This window comes from Inquilinus sp. 2KB_23, from assembly GCF_052115705.1.
Lineage (GTDB): Bacteria > Pseudomonadota > Alphaproteobacteria > DSM-16000 > Inquilinaceae > Inquilinus > Inquilinus ginsengisoli_A.
This window is the reverse complement of the sequence record NZ_JBFRHF010000029.1, coordinates 24,997-43,982: the sequence shown is the minus strand read 5'-3', so window position 1 is coordinate 43,982 and position 18,986 is coordinate 24,997. Positions and strand designations below refer to the sequence as shown.

The window sequence follows — 18,986 nt, the reverse complement described above, 5'->3', positions numbered from 1 at the left end:
CCCCGCCAATCGATGGCGTGCTTCTAGCACAAAGACGCCGTCGAACAGAACCCCGGCCGGCTGACCCCTCAAACCGGCTGGCCGGCCCGGATCACGGTGCGGCAGGGATTGAAGGCGATGCGGTAGGACAGCTCGGCCGGATCGGCCACGTCCCAGAACACGAAATCGGCCGCCAGCCCGGGCGCGAGCCGCCCGCATTCCGCCGCCAGTCCCAGAGCCCGCGCCGCATTGCGGGTGACGCCGGCCAGCGCCTCCTCCGGCGTCAGGCGGAACAGGGTGCAGCCCATGTTCAGCATCAGCAGCAGCGAGGTCGCCGGCGAGGTGCCGGGGTTGTTGTCGGTCGCCAGCGCGATCGGCACGCCGTGCCGCCGGAACGCCGCCACCGGCGGCAGCTGGGTCTCGCGCAGGAAATAATAGGCGCCGGGCAGCAGCACCGCGACGGTGCCGGCGCGGCCCATCGCCTGCGCCCCGGATTCGCTGGTGTATTCCAGGTGGTCGGCCGACAGCGCCTTGAACCGAGCCGCCAGCGCCGCGCCGTCCTGGTCGGACAGCTGGTCGGCATGCAGCTTGACCGGCAGGCCCAGCGCCTGCGCCGCCCGGAACACTCGTTCGACCTGCGCCGGCGAGAAGGCGATGGTCTCGCCGAAGGCGTCGACCGCATCGGCCAGGCCCTCGCGGGCGATCGCCGGCAGCATCTCCTCAACCACGCGGTCGAGGTAGCGGTCGGGATGGTCGCGATCCTCCGCCGGCACCGCATGGGCGCCGAGGAAGCTGCGCCGGACCCGGATGCCGGTGTCCCGGGCCAGCCGCCCGGCCACCCGCAGCATCTTCGATTCGGTGGCGAGGTCGAGGCCGTAGCCGGACTTGATCTCGACGGTTGTGACGCCCTCGGCCGCCAGCGCATCGAGCCGGCGCCGGGCCGACTCCAACAATTCCTCTTCCGCCGCCGCCCGCGTCGCGGTCACGGTGGAGACGATGCCGCCGCCGGCGCGGGCGATCTCCTCATAGCTGGCGCCGTGCAGCCGCATCGCGAATTCGCGCGCCCGGTCGCCGCCATGCACCAGATGGGTGTGGCAGTCGATCAGCCCCGGCGTGACCCAGGCGCCGCCCGCATCCTCGACCGCGGCGGCCAGCCGGTCCGGCGCCCCGGGCAGGTCCGCCTGCCGCCCGACCCAGGCGATGCGGTCGCCCTGCGTCGCGATCGCGCCTTCGGGAATGGCGCCGTATCCGTCGCCCTCCATCGTCGCCAGCCGCGCATTGAGCCAGAGCCGGTCCCACATGAATCTCTCCGTCAAGGCAGATGTTTTATAATTTGAGTTTCGCTATAAAACATTGTCATGCGCATCTCATCGCCACCGTCCCTGGACGAATCCAACATCGGCATCGCGAACGCGCTGCGATATGAATACGACATCGGCATGGTATCACCGGATGGTGAGTATCTATCGTGGGATGAAGTTCGCTTCCGCCAACCTCCTCGGGAATTGCCCGTCGAAGATTGGTGGCTTGCCATGCAGTGTGCCAGACGAGCCAGCAGCCTTGGACTGCCCTTCCTCGACAAGGCTGGCAAGCGCTTTCGCTTCAACGAGCCGCCGATCCTGCGATCCGTGCTGCACTGGATCGACACCCAGGCGAGCGGCCAAATCCTGGCGGAAACACCGGCCGCGACCACCGCCCAACGCGACCGCTACATCATGACCTCGTTGATCGAGGAAGCCTTCGCCAGTTCCGTCCTCGAAGGGGCGGCCACCACGCGGCAGGCGGCACGCGAAATGATCCGCGATCATCGTGAGCCGCGCAGCCTTGGCGAACAGATGGTGCTGAACAACTATCGTGCCATGGAGTTCGTTCGCGAGCATGCCAACCAGCCGCTGACCCCGGCCATCATCCTCGAGCTGCATCGCGTCGTCACCGAGGGAACCCTGGAGAAGCCGGAGATGGCCGGCCGGCTGAGGCGAGCGAAGGACGACGTCAAGGTCGTCGATCCGCGCGACGGCGAAGTTCTGCACATCCCCCCGGAGGCCGATACGCTGCCGCAGCGGCTTGACGCATTCTGCGCCTTCGCCAACGACCTGAACCCGCCGCCGGACAAGTTCATCCATCCCGTGGTCCGGGCCATCATCCTGCACTTCATGATCGGCTACGATCACCCTTTCATCGACGGCAACGGCCGGACGGCGCGAGCGTTGTTCTATTGGTCGCTGTTGCGGCAGAAATACTGGCTGATGGAGTTCATCTCCATCTCCAGCATTATCCGCCGGTCGCCGGTGCAATACGCCAAGGCCTATCTGAACAGCGAGTTGGACCATAATGACCTGACCTATTTCCTGCTCAACCAGACCAAGGTGGTGCGGCTCGCCATCGAAGGGTTGCAGAACTACCTCGCCCGCAAGGCGCGGGAAATCGAGCTGGTCGAGACCTGGCTCGATGGGACCCCTTACGAGGGCCGCTTCAACCATCGGCAGCTCGACATTCTCAAAACGGGCGCTCGCTCGCCGGGCGCGCAGGTCACCGTCGACGGACACAAGAACAAGCATCGCGTCAGCTATCATACGGCGCGGGCCGACCTGGAGGATCTGCTGGCAGCCGGTCTGCTGCGAAAACGGCAGGTCGGACGCGGCAAAGCCTATGTCGCGCCCTCCGATCTCACCGAGCGGCTGCAAGGAAAGAAGGGACCATCTTGACCACGCGCTATTTCGCCGAGACCGCCCTGCTGGCCGACGGCTGGGCCGAGAACGTCCTGATCGAGATCGACGCCAACGGGAATTTCGCCCGGGTCGCGGCCGGGGCCGAGCGCGGGGATGCCGAGCAGATCGCCGGCATCGTCCTCCCCGGCATGGCCAACCTGCACAGCCATGCCTTCCAGCGCGCCATGGCCGGGCTGGCCGAAACCGCCGCCGGCCCCGGCGACGATTTTTGGAGCTGGCGCGAGCAGATGTACCGCTTCGTCCGCGTGCTCGACCCCGACCAGGTCGAGGCGATCGCGGCCCAGCTCTACATCGAGATGCTGAAGGCGGGCTACACCGCGGTGGCGGAGTTCCACTACCTGCACCACCAGCCGGACGGCACGCCCTATGCCGACCGCGCCGAGCTGTCGCGCCGGGTGATCGCGGCCGCAAAGGCCACCGGCATCGGCATCGCCCATCTGCCGGTGCTGTACAACACCGGCGGCTTCGGCGGGCAGAAGGCCGGCGACGGCCAGCGCCGCTTCCTGAACGATGCCGAGGGCATCCTCGACATCGCCGCCCGGCTGCGCGCCGACCACGCCGGCGACGCCGATGTCCGCATCGGCATCGCACCGCATTCGCTGCGCGCGGTGCCGCCGGAGATGCTGGCGGCGACGGTGGCCGGGATCCAGGCGATCGATCCGTCGTCGCCGATCCACATCCACATCGCCGAGCAGGTCAAGGAGGTCGAGCAGTGCGTGGCCTGGAGCGGCGCCCGCCCGGTCGAATGGCTGCTCGACCACGCCCCGGTCGACGGGCGCTGGTGCCTGGTCCACGCCACCCACCTGACCGGGACCGAGACCACGGCGCTGGCCGCCAGCGACGCGATCGCCGGGCTGTGCCCGACCACCGAGGCCAATCTCGGCGACGGCCTGTTCCCGCTCGCCCCCTATCTCGCCGCCGGCGGCCGGCTGGGCATCGGGTCGGACAGCCACATCTCGGTCGGGGTGATCGAGGAGCTGCGCTGGCTCGAATACGGCCAGCGCCTGCTGCACCGGAAGCGCGGCGTCGGCGCCGGGCCGGGCCGGCCGGCGGTGGGGGCCACGCTGTTCCAGGCCGCGGTCGACGGCGGCGCCCAGGCGATCGGCCGGACCTCGGGCCGGATCGAGGCCGACGCCCGGGCCGACCTGGTGGTGCTGGATAGCGACCACCCGGCGCTGATCGGCCGCCAGGGCGACGCGCTGCTCGACAGCTTCGTCTTCGCCGGCAACGATTCCCCGATCCGCGACGTGATGGCCGGTGGCCGCTGGCGGGTGCGCGACGGGCACCATGCCGATGAGCGGGCGGTGGCGGCGCGTTACCGCTCGGTGATGACGGCGCTGCTGAGCTGACAAAGAAAGAGGGCCCCGGCATGCCGGGACCCACAAGGGAAACAGGGAGGCTCGCTCGGGCGAGAAACGCCGCTGAGCTGATGCAAACCTAACCCCGATTCCGCCTGCCTGCTGTGACGGCCGTCACCATCGGGCAGAATTCGATCGTCAGCCCGGAACCGCGGCCGGCTGGCCGGCCGGCACCGTGAAGATCTGCCCGGGATAGATCAGGTCCGGGTTGCGGATCTGCTCCTGGTTGGCCTGGTAGATCACGGTGTAGCGCGGGCCCTGCCCGTAGACCCGGCGGGCGATCCGCCACAGGCTGTTGCCGGGCTGGACCACGACCCGCCCCTCGGCCACCGCGATCTCGGCCGGCGCGGCCCGCTGGAACGGGGTCTCGGCCCGGCCGGTGACCCGGCCGCCGGCATCCAGCTGGTCGGCCCGCAGGCGGTAGACGCCCGGCGCGATCTCACCGGTTGCCTGGATCCGGAACACGCCGTTGCCGTCGGTCCGGCCTTCACCGGCCGGCCGGTTGTTCAGATACAGCCGGATGCCGGACCCGGCGGCGCCATGGCCGCTGACGATCACAGCGCCACCATCGCCATAATCGATGACGTCGATCGATAGGGACGCGCTCGCCCGGGATCCGGCCGGCGCCGATGGCCGCGGCAAGGGGCCGGCCACGACCGGCGCCTGCAACACAGTGGACGCGCCCTGCCCCCGCTGCGGCGTCACCACCACGAGCGGGGTAGCGGCAGCGCTGTCGGTCGTCGCCCGGCCGGCGATGTCCTGGCCGCGCTTCGGCACCACCACCGTCGCGACCTCGGACGACGCGGCCTCGGCCCCGCCGCCGGCCACGCGCAGCGAGAACTGGTGGTCGCCCGGCGCGATCGGCCCGTCGGAGACGAAGACCCAGCCGCCCGACCCGTCCGCCTCGGCCGACCCGATCTCACGCCCGCCGTCGAGCAGTATGATGCGGGCGCCGGCCGGGCCGCGCCCGGCGATGGTCAGCAGGCCCTCGGCATTCACCCGGATGGCGTCGAAGCGCAGCGCGTCATCGGGGTCGCCCGCCGGATTGGGGCCGGCCTCGTGCGGGGCGGGAGGCGCCGCCGGCGAAGCCGAGGCCTGGGGCTGCGGCGCGGCCGGCAATCCTGCCTGTGCCTGGCTCGTCGCCGGGGTCGGCGCAGCCTCGGGCGCGGCCGGAGCGGCAGCGGGCGCCGCCGGCGCGCTTCCGGCCCGGGGCGGTTCGTCGAACCCGCCGCCCAGGACCCGTGGCGAAGCGGGCGCGGGCGGGGCTGCGGCTGGCGGAAGCGCGGCTGGCTTGGCGGCGGCCGATGGCGCGGGAGATTGCTGGGCCGGCGCTGCCGCCCCGGTGGCGGGCGGCGCGGCGGGCGGTGCCACTGCGGCCTGCTGCGATGCGGTCGGGACAGTCGCCGCAGGTGCAGGGGCGGGTGCGGCCGGCGCGGAGACGACCGTCGGCAGCGCTGCGTCGCGATGCGGCTTTCCGCCGAACTCACCCATGGCGAGAATAGCCGCAAGCACGGCGAGCGCGATGCCGCCGATAAGCACAAGTGTCTTCAACGCCTGAACCGCCCCGATATTATTCCTGCCAACCTATCCGCACGGTCACGGACTCGCAACAAACCGCTGGCCGGGCCGCATCGAATCTTGCCCGGCCGCCCGCCCCACCCTAATGTCGCGCCGCCGGCCCTGCCGGCTCCCTGCCCCGTCCCAGGCCCGCGCGCTCATGTCCGACATCCGCTCCCTCTGCGTCTATTGCGGCTCCGCCAGCCGGGTCGACGACCGCTACAAGACCGCCGCCGCCAGGCTCGGCGCCCTGATCGCGGCCCGCGGCCTGCAGCTGGTCTATGGCGGCGGCCGGGTCGGGCTGATGGGCATCGTCGCCGATGCGGCGCTCGGCGCGGGCGGCAAGGTGGTCGGCATCATCCCCGAGCACATCCAGGCGCTGGAGGTCGAGCACACCGGCCTGACCGAGCTGCACGTCGTCGACAGCATGCACACCCGCAAGCGCATGATGTTCGACCACTCCGACGCCTTCATCGTGCTTCCCGGCGGCCTCGGCACCCTGGACGAGACCTTCGAGATGATGACCTGGCTGCAGCTGAAGCTGCACACCAAGCCGATCGTCTTCGTCGATGTCGACGGCTACTGGCGCCCGTTCCTGCGCCTGGTCGACCACATGATCGCCCAGGGCTTCTGCCGGCCGGAGCACCGCGACCTGTTCCAGGTGGTCGAGACGGTCGACGAGGTGTTCGGCGCCATCGCCGCGCCGGAGCCGGTCGCCGGCCCGGCCAGCGACAAATGGGTATAGCCCGCTAGCGCCCGCTTCCTTCCGTCCCCGCCGGCCGGGTGCTATAAGCCCGGCCATTCCCGTCCGAAGCCGAAAGATCCCGACATGGCCAAGATCAAGGTCAAGAACCCCGTCGTCGAACTCGACGGCGACGAGATGACGCGCATCATCTGGCAGTTCATCAAGGACAAGCTGATCCTGCCGTACCTCGACATCGACCTGCACTACTACGATCTCGGGGTCGAGTACCGCGACCAGACCGACGACCAGGTGACGATCGATTCCGCCGAGGCGATCAAGAAGTACGGCGTCGGCGTGAAATGCGCCACCATCACCCCCGACGAAGCGCGGGTGGAGGAATTCAAGCTCAAGAAGATGTGGAAGTCGCCGAACGGGACGATCCGCAACATCGTCGGCGGCACCATCTTCCGCGAGCCGATCATCTGCCGCAACGTGCCCCGGCTGGTGCCGGGCTGGCGCAAGCCGATCATCGTCGGCCGCCACGCCTTCGGCGACCAGTACCGCGCCACCGACTTCAAGGTGCCGGGCCCCGGCACCCTGACCATGACCTTCACCCCCGCGGACGGCAGCCAGCCGACCGAGATGGAGGTCTTCAAGTTCCCGGGCTCCGGCGTCGCGCTCAGCATGTACAACCTGGACGAGTCGATCCGCGGCTTCGCCCAGTCGTCGCTGACCTACGGCCTGCTGCGCAACATGCCGGTCTACCTGTCGACCAAGAACACCATCCTCAAGGGCTATGACGGGCGCTTCAAGGACATCTTCCAGGAGGTGTTCGACAGCGAGTTCAAGGACCGGTTCCAGAAGGCCGGCCTGACTTACGAGCACCGCCTGATCGACGACATGGTCGCATCGGCGATGAAGTGGGAGGGCGGCTTCGTCTGGGCCTGCAAGAACTACGACGGCGACGTGCAGTCGGATTCGATCGCCCAGGGCTTCGGCTCGCTCGGCCTGATGACCTCGGTGCTGCTGACCCCCGACGGCAAGACGGTCGAGGCCGAGGCGGCGCACGGCACGGTGACCCGCCACTACCGCGAGCACCAGAAGGGCCGGGCGACCTCGACCAACCCGATCGCCTCGATCTTCGCCTGGACCCAGGGCCTGACCTACCGCGCGCGCTTCGACGAGACGCCGGAGCTGCTGCGCTTCGCCGAGACGCTGGAGAAGGTCTGCGTCGAGACGGTCGAGGCCGGCCACATGACCAAGGACCTCGCCATCCTGATCGGGCCGGACCAGCCCTGGATGACCACCGAGCAGTTCCTGGACAAGCTGGACCAGAACCTGCAGCTGGCGATGGGCTGAGGCCCGCGACCATCGGGAGAGACGAGAAAGGCCGGCGCAAGCCGGCCTTTTTCATGCCCGGACGCGACCGGCCTCAGGGTTCTAGCACGTCCTTGACCGCCAGCCCCTCGATGATCGTGCGCAGCGGGATCGTGCCCTGGCCCGGCGTGCAGGCGAAGCCGGAGATCCAGTCGTTCCGGCGGTGCAGCCCGAAGACACCGCAGCTCATCGGCCTGGTCCCGGTCAGCCGGAAGGTGCGGTACTGGCTGATGAAGCCGCCCAGCCCATCCTGCCCGCCCGTGATGCCCTCCACGCCGCTGGCCTTGAAGACGCGCTTGACCATGTCGGTCAGGTCGTCCATCTGCCCGGTGTCCCGCCAGCGGTAGCGCAGGTTGAGACGCGACCAGTCGACCCAGCCGATATAGTCCCCCGACTCGAACAATGCCTCGTCGCTGAGGCGCCGGCCGCCGGCGACCTCGAGCGCCTCCTCGTCGTGCTTGGCGTCCTGCGCCACCGCCCCGGCCAGCGGCCCGGACACGAAGCTGATCGGCGACTCATCCGCCAAAGCGGGCAAAGAAAACGCCGCCAGGGCAAGAAGCCCGGCGGCGCAGGACAGAATGCCTCGAACCATGATTCCCCCTATGTTCCGGGAGGAATTAATGCCGAAGCTTTTGCTATTTAGCGAGGGAAATCGTCAACCCTTAAGCGAGTTCACGCCCGCATGATGATGGTGCGCTCCTCGTCCCGGCGCTTGCCCGGCGGCTGGTAGGCGATGGCGGCATGCTCGGCGCAATACGGCAGGTTGCCGTGGGCCGCCTTGCCGCAGAAGTGGAAGTCCTTGTCGCGCGGATCGCCAATCGGCCATTTGCACATCCGCTCGGTCAGGTTGAGGATGGTCGCGCCGCCGGACTTGCGCTCGGGCGCCGGCCTGACCGCGACCTTCGCCGCGACCGGCGCGGCCGTCTCGACGGCCACCACCGTCTCCTCTTCCTCGTCTTCCTTGCGCTTGATCGGTGACGGGCGGCCCGACAACTCCAGGCGATGGGCCTTGCCGATCACCGCGTTGCGAGAGACACCCCCCAGGATCTCGGCGATCTCGCTTGCGCTTTTCCCGTTTCCCCAAAGTTGACGCAGCTGCGTCACCCTTTCATCGGTCCAGGACATCCGCTTCTCCCAAGATCACGCGCGATCGATGCGCGTACCACATATTGCGGCTTCGGACGCAGACGCTACCACATCCGCGACAGCCGCGACACAACCTTTCAAGCCCCTCCAACAGTCAGGCGGCCAGCGCCGCCTCGACCGCCGCCAGCGCCTCGCCGGCCCGGGCCGCATCCGGCCCGCCCGCCTGCGCCATGTCCGGACGGCCCCCGCCGCCCTTGCCGCCGGCCGCCTCGGCCGCGGCGCGCACCAGCGCCACCGCGTCGAACCGCCCGGTCAGGTCCGCGGTCACGCCGATGCAGACCGACAGCTTGCCCTCGGCCCGGCCGACCAGGGCGATGACGCCGGAGCCGATCTGCTGCTTCAGCGCATCGGCCATCGGCTTCAGCTCGCGGGCCGGCAGGTCGTCGATGATCCGGCCGGTGAACTTGACCCCGCCGATCTCCTTGACCTCGGGCGCGGCCCCGCCCTCGCCCGCCGTCGCCAGCTTGCGCCGGAGGTCGGCAACCTCGCGCTCGAGCCGGCGGCGCTCCTCGACCAGGGCGGCCAGCCGCGCCGGCAGCTCCTCGGGCGTCACCTTCAGGGTGGCGGCGGCGTCGATCAGCAGCGCGTCGCGATGGGCGGCATGGGCGACAGCGCCCTCGCCGGTCACCGCCTCGATCCGGCGGATGCCGGCGGCGACGGCGCCTTCGGACACCAGCCGGAACCCGCCGATGTCGCCGGTGCGGCCGACATGGGTGCCGCCGCACAGCTCCTGCGAATAGACCTTGTTGCCGTCATGCCCCATGCCGACGACGCGCACGGTGTCGCCGTACTTCTCGCCGAACAGCGCCATGGCGCCGGCGGCAATCGCGTCCTCCGGCGTCATCAGCCGGGTGGTGACCTCGGCGTTCTCGCGGATCCGGGCGTTGACCTCGGCCTCGACCACGGCGATGTCCTCGGCCGTCAGCGGGCGCGGCTGGCTGACGTCGAAGCGCAGCCGCTCCGGCGCCACCAGCGACCCCTTCTGGGTCACGTGCTCGCCCAGCCGGCGGCGCAGCGCGGCGTGCAGCAGATGGGTGGCCGAATGGTTGGCGCGGATGGCGCTGCGGCGGGCGTGGTCGACCTTCAGCTCGACCGCGTCGCCGACCTTCAGCGTGCCGCCGGAGACGGTGCCGATATGGGCCCACAGCACGCCGGCCTGCTTCTGGGTGTCGCGCACCGCGACGCTGGCGCCGCCCGCGCCACCGGCCAGGACAATGGTGCCGGCATCGCCGGTCTGGCCGCCGCTTTCGGCGTAGAACGGGGTCTGGTTGACCAGGACCACGACCTCGCTGCCCGGCGCGGCCTGGTCGACCGGCTTGCCGTCGACCACCAGGGCCGTGACCACGCCCTCCGCAGCCTCGGTGTCATATCCAAGGAATTCAGTGGGTTCGAGCTTTTCCTTCAACTCGAACCACACCGCGCCGGTGGCCGCATCGCCGGAGCCGGACCAGGCCTTGCGGGCCTCGGCGCGCTGGTGGTTCATCGCCGTCTCGAAGCCGGCGGTGTCGACGGTGCGGCCCTGGCCGCGCAGCACGTCCTGGGTCAGGTCGAGCGGGAAGCCATAGGTGTCGTACAGCTTGAACGCGACCTCGCCCGGCAGCGCCTGACCGTCGCCGAGGCGGCCGGTCTCGTCCTCCAGCAGGCGCAGGCCGCGGTGGAGGGTCTGCTTGAAGCGGCCCTCCTCCAGCTTCAGCGCCTCGGTGATCAGCGCCTCGGCCCGCACCAGCTCGGGATAGGCGGCGCCCATCTGGCGCACCAGCGCCGGCACCAGCCGGTACATCACCGGGTCGTGGGCACCGATGATGTGGGCGTGGCGCATGGCGCGGCGCATGATCCGGCGCAGCACGTAGCCGCGGCCTTCGTTCGACGGCATGACGCCGTCGGCGATCAGGAAGCAGGTGGCGCGCAGATGGTCGGCGATGACGCGGTGGCTGGTCTTGAACGGGCCGTCCGGGTCGGTGTTGGTGACCTCGGCCGAGGCCTCGATCAAGGCCCGCATCAGGTCGATGTCGTAATTGTCGTGCTTGCCCTGCAGCACGGCGGCGATGCGCTCCAGCCCCATGCCGGTGTCGATCGAAGGCCGCGGCAGGTCGACTCGGCTCTCCTTCGTCACCTGCTCATACTGCATGAACACGAGATTCCAGATCTCGATGAAGCGGTCGCCATCCTCGTCCGGGCTGCCCGGGGGGCCGCCGGCGATGCCGGGGCCGTGGTCGAAGAAGATCTCCGAGCACGGGCCGCACGGGCCGGTGTCGCCCATCGCCCAGAAATTGTCCGAGGTCGGGATGCGGATGATGCGCTCGTCCGGCAGCCCGGCGATCCGCCGCCACAGCGACGCCGCCTCGTCATCGGTGTGGTAGACCGTGACCAGCAGCTTGTCCTTGGGCAGGCCGTATTCCTTGGTGATCAGGCCCCAGGCCAGATCGATCGCCTGTTCCTTGAAATAGTCGCCGAACGAGAAATTCCCCAGCATCTCGAAGAAGGTGTGGTGCCGGGCGGTGTAGCCGACATTCTCGAGATCGTTGTGCTTGCCGCCGGCACGCACGCATTTCTGCGAGGTGGTGGCGCGCTTGTAGGGCCGCGTCTCCATGCCGGTGAAGACGTTCTTGAACTGCACCATGCCGGCATTGGTGAACAGCAGAGTCGGGTCGTTCCGCGGCACCAGCGGGCTCGATGCCACGACCTCGTGGCCGTTCTCGCCGAAGAAGTCGAGGAAGGTGGAGCGGATGTCGTTGACGGTCTGCATCGCGGGGATCGTTCGGCCTCGAGCGGTGCGCCGCCGGGGTACCCGACGGCCAAGCCGTCGCTTGTAGCGCGCCGGGCGGATGCCTGTCCAGGAAGCGACGCGGATGAGTCGGTGCCGATGCCACGCAGCATCGCCCCGGCGCGGCGGCCGCGACGGCGGACTCCCCAGGGATTGCGCGGATGGCGCCCGGCATGGCCCTTCACCGATGATTTTTTGAGTCCCCTGTCCGGGCTCATCGGGAAGGCCGGCTCTCCTCCTCACCCTCCCCCTTTATCGTCATTGCGAGCGCAGCGAAGCAATCCATCGGGCAGTCCATGCGGCGCCATGGATTRCTTCGTCGGCTGCGCCTCCTCGCAATGACGGCATTGGGGGTGAGGGGGTGGCCCCGGCCCATCCTTCACCCGGTGTCTGGAGCGTCCGGGGCCTCCGGTTTGAAGCCGTAGATCATGAGGCTGAGCCCGAGCGACCGGCAGAGGCGGTGGGCCACGGTGGCGATGGTCTCGGTGTCGAGCATCTCGATCACATCGGGCTCCTGCAGCCGCACCGCCAGCCCGGCCCGGAGCCCCGGGATCCAGGCGGGATCGGCGCATTGCGCAAAGTCCCGTTCGACCGCGGCCGTCACCGCCTTCCGGCGCTTGGCCCGGATCGCCCGGATCTCCGCCGGGCTCCCCGCCGGCCGGGCCGGGCGCGGCGTGCCCGGCCATTCCTCGCCGCGCCAGCGCTGCCAGGTCTCGGACAGGCCGAGGCCGCAGGCCACCCCAGCCATCACCGACCCCACCGGCCGGTCCTCGACCTGGACATCCTGGTCCTCGTAGAGCCCATCGACCCGCTCCTCGAGATCGTCCTTCAGGGCCTTGAAGCGGCCCTCATCCTCGATCTCCTCGCAGATCATGTCCTGCAGCGTGTCCTGCACCTCGTCGTGGTGGCGGTCGCGGCGGGCCTTGCGGGCGGCCAGGCGGTCGGGGGTCTCGGCCCGGTCCTGGGCGCACAGCTTGGCGGCGGTGCGGGCGCGCTGGGCCAGGGATTGGTGCACCGCGCGGGTGAAGCGGGTGAAGGCCAGCCCGGCCTCGCGCGCCTCGGCCCTGGCCGCCACCGCCTCGTCGGTCTTGGGCGCCGCGGCCTTGACCTGGGCCTGGGCGTCGAGCGCACGGGCGCCCTCGCCCCTGACCAGCTGCAGGCTGAGCTCGGCGATCTCGGTCAGCATCTCCATCTGCTGCAGCGCGAGGCTGCGGCAGTGGGCCTGGATGTCGAAACCTTCTGGTGGCGTTTTCATGGAACATATCATGAACGAGTCGTTCCAGTTAACACAATGCACATTGTGTTTACCCCTCACCCTCCCTCGTCATTGTGAGCGCAGCGAAGCAATCCATCGGACCGCTCGTGCGGGACCATGGATTGCTTCGTCGGCTTCGCCTCCTCGCAATGACGGAGAGGAGCGGAAGAGGCCACGCGCAAAGGGCGGTGGAGCGGCGCCCTTCCTCAGCCCGTCTGCTCGCCGTCCCAGTACCGCCGGGTCCCGGCCATGTCGAAGATGTCCTGCTCGGTGCGCAGGGCGCCGACCGCCATCTTGTTGGAATCCGGGTAGACGCAGACCTCGTTCGGGTTGCGCTCGCCGATCATGAGAGTGCGGCACGGCCCCGTGCCGCTGTTCAGGAAGGAATGCCCGACCTTGCGCCCGGCGGGGAAGCAGACATAGTCGCCCGCTTTCATGACGTGGCGCTCGTCGCCGAGGATCAGCATCACCTCGCCTTCCAGCACCAGCGCGTGCTCCTCCTCCAGCATGTGGTAGTGGGTCGGGCACAGGCGCCGGCCCGGCGCCGGGGATTCGATCAGCACCCCGACGTGATAGCCCGCGCCGACGGCGGCATGGGTCAGGTGCTTCGAGCGGCCGCCGAACCGGGTGCTGCCGGCCAAGCCGTCATCGCGCCAGTCCACGGCATCCGACGCGATCGGCGGCCTGGGCCGGACCGGCACCTCGGCATCCGCGGCGTCGGGCGGCGGCGCCTCGCCCGGCGGCAGGCCGGTCTCCTCGCCGTCCCAATAGTTACGCGTCGCCGCCAGGTCGAAGAGCGCGCGCCGCCCCAGGGGCCGCACCAGCATCTTGCCGCTGTCGGTGTAGACGCAGATCTCGTTCGGGCTGCGCTCGCCCACCACCAGGTAGCGGCAGACCGTGTCGCCGGTGTTGAGCAGGCAATGCCCGGCCTTCTGCCCGGCGGGGTAGCAGACATAGTCGCCCGCCTTCATCTCGTGGCGTTCGGCGCCGATGCGGGCGGTGAGCGTGCCTTCGAGGATGAAGACATGCTCCTCCTCGAAGATGTGGTAGTGCGCCGGCGAGCTCTGCTTCCCCGGCCCCAGCTCCTCGATCACGACGCCGACATGGTAATCGTCGCCGACCACGGCGCGGGTCAGATGGCGGTAGCGCGTGGTGAAGCGCGGGATATCCACCCACTCGGTCCACGGCACGTCCTGCGACGAGATCGGCTTCGGCGACGTGTTGTTCCCGGTCGACATCGGTCGGTCCCCTCCCTGTGGCCTCACACCATATCAGCGGCACGAAACACTGACCCGTCATTGCGAGCGCAGCGAAGCAATCCATCGGGCCGCTCGTGCGGGCTCATGGATTGCTTCGTCGGCTGCGCCTCCTCGCAATGACGGTGAGGTTTGGCCGCGGGCGCTCTCCCGAGCCCGGCGGGACGGCGGAGATCCGCCTCCTCAGATCAGCCGCAGCGTCGAGTTGGTGATCGGGTAGCGCCGGTCGCGGCCGAAGTTGCGGCGGGTCAGCTTGACGCCCGGCGGGGCCTGGCGGCGCTTGTATTCGGCGCGGTCGAGCAGGCGCCACACCCGCGCCACCGTGGCCCGGTCATGGCCGCGGGCGACGATCTCGTCGACGCTCTTCTCCTCCTCCACCAGGCAGTTGAGGATGTCGTCCAGCGCGTCATAGGGCGGCAGGCTGTCCTGGTCGGTCTGGTTCGGCTTCAGCTCCGCGGTCGGCGCCTTGGTGATGATCCGCTCCGGGATCACCCGCCCGGCCGGGCCCATCGCGCCCTCCGGGTGCACTTGGTTGCGCCAGCGCGACAGCTCGTAGACCGTGGTCTTGTAGACGTCCTTCAGCACGGAATAGCCGCCGCACATATCGCCGTACAACGTGGCGTAACCCACGGACATCTCGGACTTGTTGCCGGTGGTCAGCACCATCTTGCCGAACTTGTTCGACAGCGCCATCAGGGTGACGCCGCGGGCGCGGGACTGGATGTTCTCTTCGGTGATGTCAGGAGTCGTGCCCTCGAACAGCGGCCCCAGCATGGCGCCGAAGGCCTGCATCGCCGGTTCGATCGAGATGCTGTCGAGGCGGGTGCCCAGCGCCGCGGCGCATTCCGCCGCGTCGTCCAGGCTGTGCTGGCTGGTGTAGGGCGACGGCAGCATCACGCAATGCACCCGGTCGGCGCCCAGCGCATCGACCGCCACCGCGGCCGAAATCGCGGAATCGATACCGCCGGAAAGTCCAATCAGAACACCAGGGAAGCCGTTCTTGTTCACGTAATCCCTGAGGCCAAGCACCATCGCGCCATAGATCGCCTCGCCCCCCTCCGGCGGAGCGACGCGCTCGCCTTCGGCGCAGTCCCAGCCCTCCTCGCCCCGCACCCATTCGGTGATGGCGACATGCTCGCGGAAGGACGGCAGCTGGCGGCGCAGGGCTCCGTTGCGGCCGATGACGAAGGAGGCACCGTCGAACACCAGCTCGTCCTGGCCGCCGACCTGGTTGAGATAGGCCATGGCCAGGCCGCTCTCGGTCACCCGGTTCAGCACGATCTGCAGCCGCTGGTCGGCCTTGCCCGCCTCATAGGGGCTGCCGTTCGGCACCAGCAGCAGCTCGGCCCCGGTCTCCTGCAGGCACTCGACCACGTCGGGCGACCAGATGTCTTCGCAGATCGGCACGCCCAGCCGCACGCCGCGGAACGGGATCGGCCCCGGCATCGGCCCGGCGGCGAACACCCGCTTCTCGTCGAACACGCCGTAATTCGGCAGATCGTGCTTGAACCGGGTCGCCGCGACCTTGCCGCCGTCGAGCAGCAGCACCGCGTTGTGGGTGCGGTCGCCGTCGCGCCAGGGGGCGCCGACCAGCAGCGCGGTGCCGCCGTCGGCGGTCTCGGCGGCAAGCTCGCGCACCCCCTCCTCCACCGCATCCAGGAAGAAGGGCTTCAGCACCAGATCCTCGGGCGGATAGCCGCTGACCGCCAGCTCGCTGGCCAGCAGCAGATCGGCGCCGCCTTCCTGCGCCTCCTGGCGCGCCCGGCGCAGCTTTTCGATGTTGCCGCGCACGTCGCCGAGCGTCGGGTTCAACTGGGCGAGAGCGATGACGAGGCGATCGGTCATGACAATTCCAAGCGTGAGATCCAGCGCACCCTAGCAGCCGCCCGGGTCGGCTTGAAGCCGAGCGAAGGAGGCGATGACTCCCAGATTAATTCTCAGAATGAGAAAATCAAGCGCCGGCCGACAACCCCGCCCGGCAAAGTTGCATGCCTCCCCCAGCAGGACGGCAGGCCTCCCCGGCCGAGCGCGCCCATGCTCAGGACTTGGCACCGATCCCCCACCGCCGATCCCCGACGCACCCGATCAGGGGTGGTGGCCGGACGCGCCGGGCTTTGGCACTATGGGCGCGGAAACCGGGCTTGTCCGCCGAACGCCCCCGGGGAGGCACCTTATCTCCATGCTGATCGAGCGCGACGAGCCGCTTGACCTTCTGCTCGGCCTTGCCCGGCGCGCCGCGGCCGGCCAGGGCGGCACCGCCTTGCTCGGCGGCGAGGCCGGGATCGGCAAGACCGCCCTGCTGCAGGAATTCGCCAGTCGTGTCGGCCCTGGCCAGCGTGTGCTGTGGGGCGGGTGCGAGGCGCTGTTCACGCCACGCGCCCTGGGTCCGCTGCAGGACATGGCCGAGGCGTTCGGTCCGCGCGTGGCGGCGCTGCTCGACCAGGCGGCGGCGCCGGAGCGCCTGTTCCCGGCGCTGCTGGCCGCGCTGCAGGACGCGCGCGACCCCGCCGTGCTGGTGTTCGAGGACGTGCACTGGGCCGACAATGCGACGCTGGATCTGGTGAAGTATCTCGGCCGCCGCATCTCGGTGCTGCGCGTCCTGCTGGTGCTGAGCTTCCGCACCGACGAGATCGGCGCCGACCATCCGCTGGCGCAGGTGCTGGGCGATCTGCCCTCGGCCACCGCCACCCGCGTCACCCTGCAACCGCTGTCGCCCGACGCCGTTGCAGCGCTGGCGCACCGGGCCGGCCGGCCCGACGCCGGCCTGCACCAGGCCACCGCCGGCAATCCGTTCTTCGTCACCGAGCTCCTGGCCAGCAGCGACACCGCCGCGGCGGGCATCCCGGCATCGATCCGCGACGCGGTGTGGTCGCGGCTGTCGCGCCTGGCACCACACCAGCGCGAGGCCCTGGAGGTGATCAGCATCGCGCCCGGCAGCGTCGAGCCGTGGCTGGTGCGGGCCCTGCTGGGCGCCGGGGCCGATGCCGCGGTCGACCAGCTGATCGCCCGCGGCATGCTGCTGCGGGACGGCCAGGGCGGCGTGAGGTTCCGCCACGAGCTGGCGCGGCTGGCCACGCTCGAACGGCTGTCGCCGGCGGTGCAGCAATCCCTCCATGCCCGGGTCGAGGCCGCGATGTCCGAGGCCCCGGCGGCGCAGGCCGGCCTGCTGCTGTCGCGCCGGGTGCATCATGCCGCCGCGGCGGATGACGGCCCGCGCGTCCTGGCCCTGGCGCCGCAGGCGGCGGCGCAGGCCGCGAGCCTCGGCGCGCATCAGCAGGCCGCCGCCCATCTGGCGACCGCCCTGCGCTATGTCGACCAGATCCCGGCGGCCGTGGCGGCGCAGCTGCACGAGGACTGGGCCGAGGAGGCCGGGCTGGCGCTGTCGATCGACGACACGGTGATCGAGGCGCGGCAACGAGCCATCGCGCTGTGGCGGGAGCTGGGACGGATGGACAAGGTCGGCCTCAACCTGCGCCGGCTGGCGCGGCTGCTGTGGTCCCGCGGCGAGGTCCGGCAGGCGGAAACCTGCGTCGACGAGGCGGTGCGCGAGCTGGAGCGCCTGCCGCCGGGACCGGAGCTGGCCATGGCCTACAGCGTGCGGTCGCAGCTGCACCTGCAGCGCAGCCAGGTCGACGCGGCGGTTGACTGGGGTCGCCGCGCCATCGCGCTGGCCGACCGGCTGGGCGATGTCGAGACCCGGGTCCACGCCCTCAACAATGTCGCCACCGCCCTGCTGTTCGTCGGCCGACCGGGCGGCCGGGAGCCGATGGAGGAGAGCCTGGCGCTGGCCCTGGAGCACGGGTTTCACGAGCACGCCGCGCGGGCCTACATGAACTTCGCCGAGTATGCGGTGGCGTTCAAGGATTTCGCCCTGGCCGAACGGGTGCTGGCCGACGGCATCGCCTTCGAGATCCGGCACGACCTGGATTCCTGGACCCATTACCAGATTGGCTGGCAGGCGCGGCTGCGCCTGGAGCAGGGCCGGTTCCGCGAGGCCGAATCGATCGCCCAGGGCGTGGTCGGCTTCGGGCAGCTTGCGCCGGTGATCCGCCTGCCGGCGCTGATCGTGCTGGGCCGGGTGCGGATGCGGCTGGGCGAGCCGGATGCCCCGGCCCTGATGCGGCAGGCCCTGCGGGATGCGCTGGAGACCGAAGACCTGCATCTGATCGCGCCGGCGCGGCTCGCGCTGGTCGAGGCCGCGTGGCTGGCGGACGATCCGGGCGCCTGCCATGAGCAGCTGGCGGCCCTGGCGGCGATGGACCTCGACGGCTTCGACCCCTGGACGCTCGGCGAGTTCGCGGTGTGGTGGCGGCGCGGCGGGATGGCGGGGCCCCTGCCGATGGCGACGGCGCGGATCCCGGCGCCGCGGATGGCCGAGCTGTCCGGCGATCCCCTGGCCGCCGCCGCGGAATGGACGCGGCTGGGCCTGCCCTATGAGGCGGCGCTGGCCCTGGCGCAGGCTCAGGGCGCCGAGGCCGGGCCGGCCCTGGCCCGCGCCGTGTCGATGTTCGAGGCGCTGGAGGCGCGCCCCGCCGCCCTGCTGGCGCGCCGGACGGCGCAGCGCCTGGGCGTCTCCGCCCAGCTGCCGAAGCCGCGCCGCGGGCCCTACGCGACCGCCCGGCGCCACCCGCTAGGCCTCACCCGGCGCGAGCTGCAGGTGCTGGCCCTGATCGTCCAGGGCATGGGCAACCGCGACATCGCGCGGCGGCTGGTGCGGTCGCCCCGCACCGTCGAACACCACGTCTCCGCCGTGCTGGGCAAGCTGAACGCCAGCAGCCGGATGGATGTGGTGCTGCGCCTGCACAGCGAACCCTGGCTGTTGGGCGCCGGCGAAAACTAGGTAGGCTTTCCCGCGAAAATTGGGCATCCGCCCCGACGCG

At 70.1% G+C, this 18,986-nt stretch carries 13 protein-coding genes; 5 read left to right on the top strand and 8 right to left on the bottom strand.

Going from position 1 to position 18,986, the window contains the following annotated elements; genetic code table 11:
- Nucleotides 1-68: 68 nt before the first annotated feature.
- Nucleotides 69-1,280, bottom strand: coding sequence for an imidazolonepropionase (gene hutI / locus AB4112_RS29335; protein ID WP_441724688.1), 1,212 nt, complete (start codon nt 1,278-1,280; stop codon nt 69-71).
- A 57-nt stretch (nt 1,281-1,337) separates the two neighbouring features.
- On the opposite strand from hutI, the gene AB4112_RS29330 reads away from it, so the two are divergent.
- Both AB4112_RS29330 and AB4112_RS29325 read left to right on the top strand, forming a co-directional pair.
- Nucleotides 1,338-2,684 carry a Fic family protein gene (locus tag AB4112_RS29330; RefSeq protein ID WP_441724686.1) on the top strand — a complete coding sequence of 449 codons (1,347 nt, stop codon included), beginning with the start codon at nt 1,338-1,340 and terminating at the stop codon, nt 2,682-2,684.
- Nucleotides 2,681-4,057 carry a formimidoylglutamate deiminase gene (locus tag AB4112_RS29325; protein WP_441724683.1) on the top strand — a complete coding sequence of 459 codons (1,377 nt, stop codon included), beginning with the start codon at nt 2,681-2,683 and terminating at the stop codon, nt 4,055-4,057. Before AB4112_RS29330 ends, AB4112_RS29325 begins: the two co-directional genes overlap by 4 nt.
- A gap of 147 nt (nt 4,058-4,204) precedes the next feature.
- On the opposite strand, the gene AB4112_RS29320 is transcribed toward AB4112_RS29325, so the two are convergent.
- Nucleotides 4,205-5,185, bottom strand: a complete 981-nt coding sequence (locus AB4112_RS29320; RefSeq protein ID WP_441724680.1) for a LysM peptidoglycan-binding domain-containing protein — start codon at nt 5,183-5,185, stop codon at nt 4,205-4,207.
- Between the two features lie 598 nt (nt 5,186-5,783).
- Between AB4112_RS29320 and AB4112_RS29315 the strand changes: the two genes are divergently transcribed.
- On the top strand, nt 5,784-6,368 hold the full coding sequence (locus tag AB4112_RS29315) for a TIGR00730 family Rossman fold protein (RefSeq protein WP_441724677.1): 585 nt from the start codon (nt 5,784-5,786) through the stop codon (nt 6,366-6,368).
- A gap of 84 nt (nt 6,369-6,452) precedes the next feature.
- Nucleotides 6,453-7,667 (top strand): NADP-dependent isocitrate dehydrogenase, encoded by a 1,215-nt coding sequence (locus tag AB4112_RS29310; RefSeq protein ID WP_309792480.1) that lies wholly within the window; start codon nt 6,453-6,455, stop codon nt 7,665-7,667.
- A 73-nt stretch (nt 7,668-7,740) separates the two neighbouring features.
- On the opposite strand, the gene AB4112_RS29305 is transcribed toward AB4112_RS29310, so the two are convergent.
- The 6 genes from AB4112_RS29305 to AB4112_RS29280 form a co-directional block, all read right to left on the bottom strand.
- Nucleotides 7,741-8,277, bottom strand: coding sequence for a hypothetical protein (locus AB4112_RS29305; RefSeq protein WP_441724674.1), 537 nt, complete (start codon nt 8,275-8,277; stop codon nt 7,741-7,743).
- Nucleotides 8,278-8,357: 80 nt separating this feature from the next.
- Entirely contained in the window at nt 8,358-8,810 is a 453-nt protein-coding gene (locus AB4112_RS29300) for a GcrA family cell cycle regulator (RefSeq protein WP_309792482.1), read from the bottom strand.
- A 115-nt stretch (nt 8,811-8,925) separates the two neighbouring features.
- The gene (alaS, locus tag AB4112_RS29295; RefSeq protein WP_441724671.1) at nt 8,926-11,577 is read right to left on the bottom strand and encodes an alanine--tRNA ligase; all 2,652 of its coding nucleotides are present in this window, start codon (nt 11,575-11,577) and stop codon (nt 8,926-8,928) included.
- A gap of 397 nt (nt 11,578-11,974) precedes the next feature.
- The gene (locus AB4112_RS29290; protein WP_441724668.1) at nt 11,975-12,850 is read right to left on the bottom strand and encodes a hypothetical protein; all 876 of its coding nucleotides are present in this window, start codon (nt 12,848-12,850) and stop codon (nt 11,975-11,977) included.
- Between the two features lie 206 nt (nt 12,851-13,056).
- On the bottom strand, nt 13,057-14,088 hold the full coding sequence (locus AB4112_RS29285; RefSeq protein WP_441724665.1) for a cupin domain-containing protein: 1,032 nt from the start codon (nt 14,086-14,088) through the stop codon (nt 13,057-13,059).
- Nucleotides 14,089-14,289: 201 nt separating this feature from the next.
- Entirely contained in the window at nt 14,290-15,951 is a 1,662-nt protein-coding gene (locus tag AB4112_RS29280; protein WP_309792487.1) for an NAD+ synthase, read from the bottom strand.
- A gap of 334 nt (nt 15,952-16,285) precedes the next feature.
- Between AB4112_RS29280 and AB4112_RS29275 the strand changes: the two genes are divergently transcribed.
- Nucleotides 16,286-18,946, top strand: coding sequence for an ATP-binding protein (locus tag AB4112_RS29275; protein WP_441724662.1), 2,661 nt, complete (start codon nt 16,286-16,288; stop codon nt 18,944-18,946).
- Nucleotides 18,947-18,986 lie beyond the last annotated feature (40 nt).